At 59.3% G+C, this 13,558-nt stretch carries 8 protein-coding genes; 5 read left to right on the top strand and 3 right to left on the bottom strand.

Going from position 1 to position 13,558, the window contains the following annotated elements; translation table 11 throughout:
* The first annotated feature begins 48 nt into the window (after positions 1-48).
* Positions 49-1,074, top strand: a complete 1,026-nt coding sequence (locus Q2T94_RS01475; protein WP_302262624.1) for a DUF808 domain-containing protein — start codon at positions 49-51, stop codon at positions 1,072-1,074.
* Between the two features lie 472 nt (positions 1,075-1,546).
* On the opposite strand, the gene Q2T94_RS01470 is transcribed toward Q2T94_RS01475, so the two are convergent.
* Positions 1,547-2,482 (bottom strand): alpha/beta hydrolase family protein, encoded by a 936-nt coding sequence (locus tag Q2T94_RS01470; RefSeq protein ID WP_302262623.1) that lies wholly within the window; start codon positions 2,480-2,482, stop codon positions 1,547-1,549.
* An 82-nt stretch (positions 2,483-2,564) separates the two neighbouring features.
* On the opposite strand from Q2T94_RS01470, the gene Q2T94_RS01465 reads away from it, so the two are divergent.
* From Q2T94_RS01465 to Q2T94_RS01450, 4 genes are all read left to right on the top strand, one after another.
* Positions 2,565-5,375 (top strand): tetratricopeptide repeat protein, encoded by a 2,811-nt coding sequence (locus Q2T94_RS01465; RefSeq protein WP_302262622.1) that lies wholly within the window; start codon positions 2,565-2,567, stop codon positions 5,373-5,375.
* 607 nt (positions 5,376-5,982) lie between these two features.
* Positions 5,983-7,152 carry a glutamate--cysteine ligase gene (locus tag Q2T94_RS01460; protein ID WP_302262621.1) on the top strand — a complete coding sequence of 390 codons (1,170 nt, stop codon included), beginning with the start codon at positions 5,983-5,985 and terminating at the stop codon, positions 7,150-7,152.
* Between the two features lie 114 nt (positions 7,153-7,266).
* Positions 7,267-7,590, top strand: a complete 324-nt coding sequence (locus Q2T94_RS01455) for a hypothetical protein (protein WP_302262620.1) — start codon at positions 7,267-7,269, stop codon at positions 7,588-7,590.
* Between the two features lie 282 nt (positions 7,591-7,872).
* A complete protein-coding gene (locus tag Q2T94_RS01450) occupies positions 7,873-10,545 on the top strand; it encodes a S1 domain-containing protein (RefSeq protein WP_302262619.1) in 2,673 nt (890 codons plus the stop codon).
* A 592-nt stretch (positions 10,546-11,137) separates the two neighbouring features.
* Here Q2T94_RS01450 and Q2T94_RS01445 read toward each other — a convergent pair.
* Together Q2T94_RS01445 and istA are read right to left on the bottom strand one after the other, a co-directional pair.
* Complete coding sequence (locus tag Q2T94_RS01445) at positions 11,138-11,905, bottom strand: ATP-binding protein (protein WP_302262618.1); 768 nt, start codon at positions 11,903-11,905, stop codon at positions 11,138-11,140.
* The gene (istA, locus tag Q2T94_RS01440) at positions 11,898-13,490 is read right to left on the bottom strand and encodes an IS21 family transposase (RefSeq protein WP_302262617.1); all 1,593 of its coding nucleotides are present in this window, start codon (positions 13,488-13,490) and stop codon (positions 11,898-11,900) included. The genes Q2T94_RS01445 and istA overlap by 8 nt, the downstream gene beginning before the upstream one ends.
* Positions 13,491-13,558: the final 68 nt, after the last annotated feature.

The following is a 13,558-nucleotide window of genomic DNA, read 5'->3' as shown; positions in this document are numbered from 1 at the left end:
AGGCTTCCACGCTCAGCCGTCCGCCCCCGAGCAACAGCGGGGCGCCCTGTGAGCGGCGGTCTCGTCGCCCTGCTGGACGATGTCGCGGCCCTGGCCCGCATCGCGGCCGCCTCGGTGGACGACGTCGCCGCCGGAGCCGCGAAGGCGGGGGCCAAGGCCGCCGGCGTGGTCATCGACGACGCCGCCGTCACCCCGCAGTACGTTTCCGGGGCCGACCCGTCCCGCGAACTGCCGATGATCAAGAAGATCTTTTGGGGCTCGCTGCGCAACAAGCTGTTGATCATCCTGCCGGCGCTGCTGCTGGTCAGCGCGTTCCTTCCGGGGGCCATTCCCTTCATCCTCATGCTCGGCGGCACCTACCTCTGTTACGAGGGTGCCGAGAAGGTCTGGCACAAGCTCCGCGGCCACCACGAGGCCGAGAAGTCCCCGGCGGTCGAACGCGGCCCGGCGGCCGAGGCCAAGGTCATCAAGGGCGCCATCACCACCGACTTCATCCTGTCCTGCGAAATCATGGTCATCTCCATGAACGAGGTGGCCACCGAGTCCCTGCTGTCGCGGGCCATCATCCTTGTCGTCGTGGCGCTCGCGATCACGGTGCTCGTGTACGGGGCCGTCGGACTCATTGTGAAGATGGACGACATCGGCCTGCACCTGGCCACCAAGGACTCCGCAGGGACAAAGCGCTTCGGCGAGATGCTGGTCAAGGGCATGCCCGCCGTGCTGGCAGCGATCACCTTTGTCGGAACGATCGCCATGCTGTGGGTCGGTGGCCACATCATGCTGCAGGGGGCCCACGATCTGGGGTGGCACGCTCCCTATGACTTGGTCCATGCCCTCGAGACACCCTTCGCCGGGATCCCCGTAGTGGGCGGCTTCCTGGCCTGGCTCGTGAACACCCTGTGCTCGGCCATTCTCGGAATCATCTGGGGCAGTGTCGTCATGGCCATCCTCCACCCGCTGCTCAAGGTGCTGCCGTTCGGCAAGAAGAAAGGCGGGCACCACGAGGAGGGCGACGTCCGTGCAGCCATCGCCGGCTTCCGGCCGGGGAAAGACAACGTCGATCCCGCGCCGTAGCCGCTACCAGCTGCGGCTGCCGGGGGAGCGGCACTTTGCGTGGTCTTCATGGCGAAGCATGGTGCCGTAAGGGTTCTTAGATGAGCCCCAAGGGCTTCCTGCTGGCTGCTAGGATCCGGATCCTAGAACCTCTTCTCAGAAACACCCCGATCAGTCTCGCCACCGGCTGCGTCATGTCCTCACGGTTGTCCCAGACGAGCAGCAGGCGCCGGCTATTCACAAGCAGGGAAAGATCTTTGTGGCATGGTCGGATCCATACTCTGCCCTTGGTGATCCCGGCTTGCTTCGAAACCGCATGGTTCCGCGGTGTTTGTCCATTTCGGGCCGAAAACTGTAACCACCAAAATGTCTGCCAAAGCCCATTGACGCTCTCCGACAAAAAATATAAAGACCTCAGTCCAAATGGACTGGGATCTTTATGTCCTCGGTACCGATTAGGACTTATTCATCTGGTGGCAGGGCTGAGTGGTACCTAACTGTTGAGGGTTTCAGCAATGGGCTTACCCACTTCTCGTTTTCCAAGATAGTACTCACCCTGATGCGGTTTGGCGCCGTTTTTAACTGTCCAGCCAGATTCCAAGATGGCGTCGGCAGGCCTGTTTCGTTCAAAGAGGCCTGTGAGATTTGGTTCGGCAGCGACGAGGTCGTTTCGATCGGCGATGTTGACCCATCGGCGGGTCCCGGACGGGTATTCGGGCGGGCGGGGTTGGAGCCGGTCGTAGATGATGCTGCGCAGTCCCAAGGGGCTGCCGATCGTGAGCAGCAGAGGCAACCTGTTAGTGAGCTGCTGGGCGGCCACTTCGTAGGCCACGACAGATCCCAGGGAATGGCCGACAATGACCTTCGTCTCCGGTCCGACATGTGCCAGGACACGGCTCTGGATCTCGTCGTGCAGGGCCTGGTCGGTCATATAGGCGGTGACTTGGCGCAAAGGTCTCTTCAGGAGCTCGGCCACTGCCATGGCCCGAAGACCGAACCACGGCAGTTGGGTGGCAGCGTTGATCATGGACCGAACTGCTTCTTCCTTGATTCCCATGGCTTCGTGGGCCGGGTCCAGAAATCCGAGCTCACGAACTGCGATCTCGTGGTCAGGGTGATCCGCGCGCCCGGCAGCCCGGTTCAGCCATTCTGCGGCGAGGGATTCGGCCAGGGTCAGTTTTTCGGGATCTAGAGCGTCCAAGCCATCATCGGACCCCTGCGCATCGGGCGTGGTAAACAGGTCTCCGTAAGCGGCCATCCGGACATCGATGGTGCCTTCCGAATGGTGGTTGCGCCAGATCCTGTCGGCCAGATCGCCATAGCCTGCGGTGCGGATGCCGCCGGCCAAGGCTGGGAGCCACGTCTGTTCAAGGGAATCGGCGGTCTCCTGTTCCTGAGCCATACCGTGAACCAGCACAATTTCAGCCATCGGAACTTCTCCCTGCAGTTGGTCAAAGCCAGCGGATCTGTGGCTCAAGATCCTATCCCCGCAATCGGAATTGTGATAGACCATGGCCATGAGCTCCCGTCATGCACTCGTCGTGGGGTCGCAGTGCGCCGCGCTGCGGAATCAGCGTTTGTCCTTCCTCCCGCAGCGCGCCCAGCATCTTCACCGGGCGCTGACTGAGCCCCGGCTGGGTGGTTGTGATCCGGCCAACAGTGCACTGGTGCTCGATCCGACGATGGCGGAGCTGAAAGAGGCCGTGATGGCTTCGGTGACTCGAGCTTCGGAGGCGAAGGCAACTTTGGTTTTCGCGTTCATCGGCCACGCGGAAATCAACAAGAACAAGGTATCCGCTCCGCTATTTCTGCTGCCCAAGGACGGCAATCACAAGGACCTCGACGATGACACCGCTTACGAGATCGGCCGTCGTCTTGGCAATATGGCGTTGGGAAGCCTAGATGGGCTAATACTCATCCTTGATGTCTGCCACGCCGGACTCGGGGTGGCAGACGTGATCAAGAACGGACTCGATTTGAGAGAGCAGGTCCGGCTGGAGCTCCTCGCCGGCACTTACGATCGGGAAGCCCGGAACGGCTGTTTCTCCCAGTCATTGATCACACTCATGGAATCCGGTCAGCCGGATTCCTCGGTGGATTATCTGGATATCCGCCACGCCGCCAACTTCGGAAACGCCATCTGCAGGAAAGAACAGGATCCCCCCGTCTATATCGGATCTGGCGCCGGAACAAATGCCAGTGACCCAGGACTGTGGGTGACCCGGAACATCGCTGCACCTAATTTTTGGCCCTTGTCCGGGACACCGGAAGGAGCTCTGGCAGTGACCCTGACAAACTCCTTTCAGATCACCCATGACCTTGAACGCATCACGTTCGCCATGTCCCAGCAACGCCTCGTGGTCATCCATGGTAAAGCCGGCTCGGGCAAGTCCGCTCTCCTTGCCGCTCTGGCCCGCCCGGAACTCGTTCCTGACCTACCCAAGCGGTACCTGTCAGCCGTGGCGTTCACCGCGCTGACCCCCACTCTTTCCATGTTGGCCGCCAGCATCGCCAAACAGCTAGGGGATATCTCTGGTTTTGCCGCCGCAACAGTCGCCCACAGCGGAGCATTCGACAAGAAGGATTTGGATCGGCAGCCCGCACTGCAGCGTCTGGTGTTCGGGCCCCTGCGACAGTTGAAGGTGCCGTTGGGGAAACGGATTCGCGTAGCCATTGACGGTGTCGACCAGCTCGAACCTGTGGCGCGTGGCGAGCTCATGTCGGTCATCGCTCAAGCTTGCGTTGATGAGCGACTCGAGCGGGTGAGTATTCTCGTCAACACCCGAGGTGAAGGAATAGAAAGCATCCCAGGGCAATCGATCCGGCTCGCCCGGCCGGGCGAGGATGAAATCTCCGAGTATCTTGCCGCCAAAGGGTTGCCCGGATCGGTTGCCGCCGATCTGGCCGCGAACTCATCCACATGGCTAGAGGCGGGACTCCTTACTGAGGCTATTTTGACTTTGGGACCCGATGTTTTGAAGGACGCTGCCAGTCTGGATGATATTTATCAGACATTGCTTTCATCCCTAGTGGACGAAGAGATGACGGATGCCATGGTCTGTCTGACGGTACTCGCGGCCGCCGGAAGCGGGCCAGTCCTGCCCCTCCATATCGCCGTGGAGGCATCCTTGCAAATGGGTGGTCCCGGCGACGAACTAGAGTTCCGCAATACATTGGCAAGGCTGGGTGGCCTGGTTGCCCGTGCCAATCCGGGCACCGCGAACGAAATCATTGGGTTTTTCCACGACACCTTGGTTCAAAAAGTCCGACATCAAGGACACTGGCCGATTACGGTCCGCCACGCACACCAGGCCATCCTCGAAGCCATCGAAGTCGTCGGCGAAGAGGCTTCGCGGAACTACTCTAGGGAGCGGGCCGCCGATCACCTTTGGGCGCTCGGACGATACCATGAAGCCCTCTCGGCCGTGATCTCCAGTCTCGGACACCGGGCCGCAGACAACCGTGAGCTCCTACAGGAATGGTTAGAACGCGCTTCGGGTGTGCTGCCAGTAGACGAAGTGATTAGGCTGAATTTCATGGACAGGCTTGCGCTATGGACCGGCAAATCCGGAGACATTTCCGCGGCCCTCACCCAGTCGGGGAACCTCCTACGGGATCGATTGCGCGTGCTGGGGCCGGATGACCCCGCCACGCTGACCGCCCGCCATCATTTGGCCTTTTGGACCGGCCAATTAGGGGACGCTTCCGAGGCCCTCGTCCAATTCAGTAACCTGCTTCCAGACCAGGTGCGTGTGCTGGGCGCCGATCACCCGGCCACATTGAAAACCCGAAGTAACGTGGCCACCTGGACCGGCAGAACCGGAGATATCGCTGAGGCTATCACGCAGAACCGGGATCTGTTCCAGGACCGATTGCGGGTCATGGGGGAGGAGCATCCCGACACCCTAAAAGTTCGTAGTAACTTGGCCACTTGGACCGGTAAGTCAGGGGATGTGCCCGGTGCTCTCGCGCAATTTCGCTCGCTTCTCGAAGTCCGGATTCGTGTTCTGGGGGAAGATCATCCCGACACCCTTAAAACCCGTAGCAACGTGGCTTCTTGGGCCGGTAAGTCCGGGGACATCGCCGGCGCTCTCGAGCAATTTCTTGCGCTGCTCGAAGCCCGGATCCGTGTGCTGGGGGAGGACCATCCCGCGACACTGAGCGCGCGTAGTAATGTGGCTTCTTGGACCGGAAAATCCGGGGATAGAGCCGGTGCTGTCACTCAGTTTCACAATCTGCTCGGGGATCGATTGCGGGTCTTGGGTCCGAATCACCCGGCCACCCTGAAAACCCGCCGCAACCTCGCCGCCTGGACGAAGTGACCCAGGATAGACGTTGGAGCAGCGGGTCTGTGTGCGATCGACCTACTGTGGGACGTTTCAGCTAAGAATATATGCCAAGTTGGTGGATCATTTCAGGCCAAATGAGCGGCAAGAATTAGGCCAGTCATTTCTTCCCGAAAATCGTCATTCCGACCCAGCTGACAAGGTCATTAAGATCTACGGGTCTGGTGCCGACTACTAGCGCTGAGCGCACGGCGATGCCAACAATCCGATTCCGGATGATCTGGGCGTAGCGTTTGGGTCAGGTTCCGCGCCAGCATCGCGGGCAAAGTCTATGGGAGTTCTGCGGCCCTGATTTCTCGTGCGTACTTGATCGTCGTAATTTTTGGTTGAGGAGCATCGCGATGGGGGATTGGCAAAGGGGTGCCCTTATCTATTGCCCGCACCGATGTGGCTGTTGACCTTTTCGACGTCATTTACCGGAACGGACCGCCCGCTTTCGAGCTCGCCCGAAGAGGTGGCGAGGAGCCCGTTTACTTTTATGTCTTGGCCCGTTTAGGCGAAGATCCTTCCGGTGCACTGGCGCTGCGACGGCCTGTCGTTAGGCGTGGATTCAGTTGTCGCTTTCATAGTCCACACTTAGGAGGTGCGTACCTTTGGTGTTGAAGAAGAATTCCTGATCGTGGACCCCGTCAACGGGGTCCCCTTGCCCCTGTCCGCGGAGGTGATGGGCCTCCACGATGCAAGTTCGCGGGCGTCCGGCTCGTCCGTCCGGCAAATGCTGTCCGCAGAGCTGCACCAGGAACAGCTCGAAGTCATCACGCACCCGCACAGCAGCCTGGCGAGTCTCGCCACGGAGATACTGGAGGGGCGCGCCTACGCCGACTCGCTCGCGCGAAAAGCGGGTGCGAGGATCGTCGCCCTGGCCACGTCTCCGCTGGCGGTTTCGCCTCATCCCACCAGGAACGAACGCTATGACGCCCTGGTGGAGAAGTATGCCCTGACGGCGCGCGAGCAGCTGACCTGTGGACTCCATGTCCACGTGTCAGTGGACTCGGACGAGGAGGGCGTGGCTGTCCTGGATCGCATCAGGTCTTGGCTGCCTTCGCTCATGGCATTGAGCTCGAATTCCCCGTTCTGGAACGGCCAGGACAGTGGCTACGCCAGTTACCGCACGCAGGCCTGGAACCGGTGGTCCTCGGCCGGTCCCATGGAGGTCTTCGGGTCGGCGTGGGCCTACCACTCGCTGGTGGCGGACATATCAGCCACGACAGTGGTCATCAACCCGGATTTTGACGCCCGACTCTCCGCCCGGCACCCCACCGTCGAGATCAGGGTGTCCGATGTCTGCCTTGATCCCCGGGATACCGTCCTGCTCGCAGCCCTCGTGCGGGCCCTGGTGGAGACCGCCGCCCGGGAATGGGAAGCCGGAATGGAACCTGACATGGTTCCGGCCATCGTCCTGCGCCAAGGGGTCTGGATGGCCAGCCGGTGGGGCATCCGCGGCGAACTGCTCCACCCCGTAACCCACAGGCCGGACAACGCACGACACGTCATTTCGGTACTCCATGACCATGTGCGGGATGCCCTGAACGAGTCCGGGGACGCGGATTACGTCGAGGAAGCCCTGGAAAGGATCCTCAGCAACGGAACAGGCGCAAGCCGGCAGCGGCAATCCTTCGAACTAAACGGGCGACTGGCAGACGTCGTCACCCACGCCATCGGCCTGACGCACCAAGAATCCTTCGATGACAACCCTTCGGGCAACGGCTCACCGAGCTGGACATGGAAGCCATTGGCCGAGGCAGTGGCTTAGCCGCAAACTGAGTTGGCGGTCGCGTAAGTCGATGACGAGACCAACTTGCCAATCGGTACAGCGGTTGGTGCTAAGCGCGTGGTCCTGGATGCGAGTAAGCGACTAAGGATTTCGGTGTCCGGTAACGATCGTTTGGAAGTCACCGCCAGAGGCGCACATGCAGCTCAGGATCCTAGCGGTTCGCGTTGTAACGCTTTCCGTGTACGCGCCGAAGTAACGGCCACCGGGCTTGGCGATACACAATATCTTCAAAGATCGGTCCAGGGCGAAAAGCAGGATAAATTGCTGGAAAACACTGCACACTTCAAGCGGAAGATCGCGCTAACGTCTGATATTCCACTTTTCACAGTAGCCACCCCGTTCACGCCACGAGATAACAACGTCAAGGATGTAACCGGATACCGGACTTTTCATAAAGCCTTATGGGATAAGACATAGTTTCCTAATAATGCTGATGATTGCGTTGTGAACGTTTGTCGGTAAAACCGTACCTTTTCCTTGTCCACTGACTTGCTAATATCCGAGTTCAAGAAGCTGGTCGATACAGCGGCTAGGTGACGATCTGAACCGAGATAGAATTGGCCGAAGACCATCCATGTCTAGAAGTATGTGCAGAGAGGGATATTTATTGCCCCTAAACTGCCAGTTAGGCATTTACATTTATCCTATCGTCCTCACATGTGAATGATCGGATAAATTTTTCGACTACGGGAGAAATTCGTGAGTTCTCAACAGATGTACGCTCTAATCGACGCTTTCGAAAGGGACATTCGAGGGCACTTGCGTAGATTCATCAAATCGCAGGTCGGTGACGATGCTGTCATATTCGGTGGTGCGCTCACTGACTTGGAAGCAAGGCGCGATGCGGATCCGATGGGAACTGGAGCCGATCTTGTCGACTACCTCGACCTAAGACCAGCTTATGATCTTCTTAACCAGCATCGACGCTATCTTCCGGCGGATTTGGCCACCCAGGTCAGGGAACTGACATCTGAACTCGACACTATTCTTCCTATTCGTCATAGGGTCATGCACAGTCGGCCACTTGTCTCCGGCGATTTCGACAAAATTATGTCTTCCCTAGTCAAGTTTGATTTCACGTTTTGGCGTGGAACTGCAAAAATCTTGCGGTTCCTCCAAGACGATGATTCTTGGATGCCGGAAGATACATTCGAACCGCTCGAAGATAAGGTGCGGCATAATCTTCCACAGTCGGAACACGATGAAACAGGACTTATCGGCCGTGACGAGGAAGTTGTAAAGATTTGCCAAACGCTGAAGCGAAAGCGTGATTCGGTTGTTACCTTATGCGGCGAGGGAGGCATTGGAAAGACAGCCTTGGCCGTTGAAATTGCCTATACACTCCTGGACGATCCAGAAGAGCCCTTTGATCTAGTCTTATGGACGTCATTGAAAACTGAACGGTTAACTGGGCTTGGTGTACAGGCGCTCAGGGACTCTGCGACAGATTTGATTGGAATCGCTAATCAGCTTGGATCTGGCACTTCGGCTGATTTTGCCGGCGGCATAGCGGCCCTGGCAGCAGCCATTGAAGGGTTCACTCCTCTGATAGTCATCGACAACCTAGAAACAATCAACGGGTCTGATTTTGTTGAACTCTATGAGAACCTCCCGGATAACGCGTCTTTTTTGGTGACTAGTAGGGAGGGTATTGGACAACTCGAACGCCGAATAGAAGTAGGTCCCCTATCCGACAAAGATGCTTTGCTCTTGTTGAATCAAATGATCCGCCATCGTAACGTTCCTGCTCTCAAAAGCATTACGGGAGAAGCCCGTAAGAATATCGTTCAGAAGCTCCGCTGTTCACCGCTGGCGATCCGTTGGTTCATTTTATCGACTGAGGCAGGAAAGAATCCTCTAGATGTGATTCGGCATCAAGACGAATTACTGAGCTATTGCGTGAGTTCGGTCTACGACAATTTGTCTGCAAACTCTGTGGAAGTCTTCATTGCGATGGAGGTGCTTCGCCGTCCCGTCACTCCGGATGATCTTGTTCTCCTGCTGGGCAGGTCGGTTGCTGACGTTCGTTCTGCGCTTCGGGAACTTACACGTGGAGCATTGGTTCGGGCACGGTTGTCAGGCGATAGTTCACTCGTGATGGTTATCGAGTTGACCGATACCGCCCGGGAATTTACTAGCCTCGTGATCCCCCGAGACCATCCGCTGCGTAAGCAAGTCCAGGAGAATGAAACAACTTTTCTCCGGGATGAAGAAAGACGAGCGGAAGAGAAAGTCCGTCGCTCCTTGGGGCCAAATGTTGTGCGAACACGTTTCGAAACTGATGCGCCTACTGCCCAGATCCTACGGAGAGCTCTCCAATCATCTAAAGGCCGCGACTATGTCCGCGCGCTGGAACTTGTTGGGGAAGCTAAGCAACTCAACCCAGAATTTTGGGAAGTCCACCGAGTCGAAGGATTCATACACGCTAACAAGGGAGACAAGCTGGGGGCCAGGGAAAGTTACCTGGATGCATATCGCCTTGCAGAAACGCAAGAGCATAAGGCGGTAGTCGCGCACTACTTTGCTGGGTTGCTTGCTCGGAATTTGATGGAACCAGGGCTTGCCATTCCGTACGCGAGAGAAGCCCACGAAGTATTGATGCTTCCTGATACGGCCTCGACGTTGGGTACCGCTCTCGTCTGGCATAACCAATACGATGAAGGGATCCAACTTCTTGAGCAGGCGGCGTCGGCTGCCGAGGGGCGACTTAGACTTATAGCCACAACTGCTTTGGCAGCAGCATATATGGGACGTGCTTCTTGGTCGCTGAGAGAATCACGAAATCCGGTTCAGGCCGCCTATGACGCCATCTGCGCCTACGAACTTGCCTCTGACGAACTAGACATTGGGGCGGCGGATCAGAAACTGAGAGAAACGGCTTGTCAAGCGGCAAATGCTGCGATTCATTACCTCATGAGATGCCAAGCATTTGGCCATGAAGTTGACACAATGCCCGATTTCTTTGACAAGTTGACCAAACGGTTGTCACAAATCTCTGGCGCTGAAGCTTGGCATGCTCTGCGGAAAACTGCTTCCCAGTACAGTTTTTCCGGTAACCAACCCTATGCTTTTTCTAGATTGCTGAAGAACATGGAGCTGATTGAGGCAGAACCGACCCAGTCGAATGCTGAGAGCCGGAACCCTACCATTGAAGCCGGTGACGGCCGAATGCTGGGAACTATACATAGTCTCAAGGAAGGGTTCGGATTTATCCTTACCAACGTTACGGAAGAAACAATCTACTTCCACAAAACCGGTCTCGTTGGTGGAGCATCCTTCTCACAACTGCTCATTGGACTAAACGTTGCTTTTTCGGTTGGCAACGATACGAACGGTCGACGCCGAGCGGAGGCAGTCGAGGTCGGCGAATAGGACTAATGCTCCATGCTGGTAGAAGTCAACCTGGCTAGAGCTGCCCTCTTTAGCGTTCGAGCTGCCAGCGCAGGTCAACAACGCTCTTCCGAACTAGGCAGCTAGTCCAGATCTTTCATCGGGTGCCCGGCGGCCGCTGGTTCCGTGAACTTCCCGGGATGGGCGGCCCGTCCCGTTTTTAGGGCAGCCCGCCGGCGGCCATGTCGCCGGCCGGTGGTGCCGGGTTCCACTGCCCGGGGTCTTGGCCTTTCGTCTCGTCGCGGTGGGCCGGGCCGCGGGTTTAGGCGGCCACGTTGCGGTGCCTGAAGTGCTGGTGGGCACGGGTGATGCGGTTGTGCAGGCCCATGACCAGTTCCGCCTCGGGCGCCGTGCACGGGGGCAGCAGCCGGGTTTGCCGTGTATGGACGGAGCTTTCGGTAACGCCTGTGGAACGAACCGGTAGCACTGGTGCGAGGTGGCAAATATGCCTAGATGGTACGGATGTTCCACGTAAGTGGTACCGGCCTTCCGGACAGGTGGTACCGGGCACCGGATCTTGATCCTTTTCCCGGCACCACCTCGGTGTTCCCGCTTGTGGGTGTGCGGGCGGTGTTTACTCCCAGAATTCCTCGCTGGCGCGGGCCTGGTCGTGCTTGGTCCGGCGCATGTCGCGGTCGCCCATCAGGATCCAGCGGGTGTTGTTCGCCAGCCTGTTGACGATGGAGTCCGCCGCCACCCGGTCGGGCAGGGCCTGGACCCAGTAGCTGGGATCGGTTTGGGCGGCGATGACGGTCGGGAGACGGTGCTCGCGGTCGGCGAGGATCGCGAAGAGGTCGCTGGCCGCGTTCTGGTCGATCCCGACGGTGAGGAAATCATCTATAACCAGCAGGTCAACCTCGGTTAGCTTGTTGAGCAGTTCCTGGTGCGCGATGGCATCGCTGCGGGTCGCCACGAGCTTGCGGGCCAGGTCGTCCATCCTGGAATAGGACACGGTGTGCCCCGACTGGCAGGCCGCGTTTCCGATGGCGCAAACCAGGTAGGTCTTTCCGCCGCCTGAGGGCGAGATGACGATCAGGTTCATCGGGTCGGCGCTCCACTGGTGGGTGGCATATTTGTTCATGCTCCGCTCGCTGATGGACCGGCCGTCGAGGTAGTCGATCTCGGCCAGCGAGGCGCCGGGGATGGGGAATCCCGCCTGGCGTGAGCGCTTGGCGATGCTTTCGGACCGCCGCTCGGTGAGCATGTCGTCGGCCGCCTCGTGGAACAGTTCCTCCGCGGTGAGCCGGTGGTTGGCCTCGTCGTTGGCCAGTTCCTCGAACTTCGAGGCCAGGCGGGTGATGCGCAGGGCCTTGAACTTTTCATGGGCTTCGGGGCTAAACATTGCGCTGGCCGCCGATCTTGTAGTGGTCCGCGCCGCGCACCATGACACCGGGCTGGCCCGGGTCCGAGGTGGTGTTCTTCTCGTTGCTTGCCGCCGGCACCGGCGGGCCGCCGGCCTGGGCATCACCGGCAATGGCGGCCATGATCCTCTTGAGCGTGCTGTAGGTGGGATACCCGCCCAGGTTCAGCGCCTGCTGGCAGGCCGCCTCCAGGCGTGCCTTGTTCTTCTTGCCCAGCCCGCCGAGGATGTTCTGGCAGGGCAGGTAGCCCTGCGCCTCGATCGGGAAACGGTCCAGGACCTGGGTGATCACCTGGACGGTGGCCGGTCCGAAGCCGCGTGCCAGATCCAGGAACCACTGCCGCGACCAGAGCCCGTCGATATTCCGGTGTTGCTCCGGGGCGTGCTCCGGCACCGTGGAGTACTGGCCCTTGCGCCCGAGCTTGCGGGCGTGCTCGCAAACGATCTGCTGCCCGTCGAAGATCGTGACGGTGGTGCCGGTGAGCCGCACCCGCAGCGTCCTACCCGCCAGCTGGTAGGGCACCGAATATTGCTGGTAGTCCGCGCCGACATGGTAATTTCTGCCGACCTTGAGTTCCTTCCACTCCACCGACTCGAACCGCAGCTCGGGCAGCGGCAGCAGGAAAGGAGATTCCTCCGCATCGAAGCGTTCCTGCCGCGTGGTTCCGTCGGGTCGGTGGATGCGTTCGTTGATGTCCACCAGGCGTTCGGCGATGGCCTCGTTCAGCTCGGCGAAGGTGGTCCAGGTTTCCTCGGCCAGGTAGCCGATGACCCGCTTCTCGACCGTGTTCACCATCGACTCGACGTGGGCCTTGTGGCGCGGGCGGTACGGTGCGGCCGGGACGATCGCGGTGCCGTAGTGCTCGGCCAGCTCCCGGTATCTGGCGGTCACCACCCGCTCGGTGTCCCCGCGCTGCCGCCGGTGCACCGCGGTCGAAGCATTGTCAGGCACGATGATCTGCGTGACCCCGTTGATGAAGGCCAGCGCGTCCACGTGGGCCTGGTTCCAGGCGTCCTGCTTCATGTTCGCAAACGCCTCGCAGAACACCAGCCCCGAGAACGGCAACGAGGCAACAAAGAGGTAGGCCTTGTGCAGCTGGCCGGTGACAGCGTCCTGCACGTCCAGGGTGTCCCCGACCCAGTCGACGAACATCGACTTGCCCGGCTCGTGGCGCAGCGTCGCCACGACGTCGTTTGCCTCGGCGAACCGGCCGAAGAGCTCGGCGAACTGCGAGTACCGGTACTTCTTCCCGGCACCTGGCGCGGCATCCATGTAGCGGGTCCAGGCCTGCTGGATGGTGAAGTGCCGGTTCGATTTCATCGCGGCGACAACCCGTCCGAAGTCGGGCTGCACGTACTCCGAGGAAACGTTGCTGCGCCCGTCGGGGAACAGTGCGGCGATATCCGCCGCGCTCATGGTCCCGCACTGCTCCGCGGTGATGCCGCCGGATTCGATAGCCTTCTTCACCATCGACACGTCGCGGCGTGAGCATTTCGTCGACACCGTGATCTCCGCGTAGCTGCGGTGCTTGAACAGCAACGACATGATCGCCCTGTGGTCCACCATTTGCGTTTCTCCTGTCTCGGATTCACGGCGCCGGATGCGCGGTGAATCCGTCCAGCGAAACACGGCGA

This window comes from Paeniglutamicibacter sulfureus (genome assembly GCF_030512175.1).
GTDB lineage: Bacteria > Actinomycetota > Actinomycetes > Actinomycetales > Micrococcaceae > Paeniglutamicibacter > Paeniglutamicibacter sulfureus.
The sequence above is the reverse complement of the archived record's forward strand: the minus strand, read 5'-3'. Positions and strand labels throughout refer to the sequence as shown.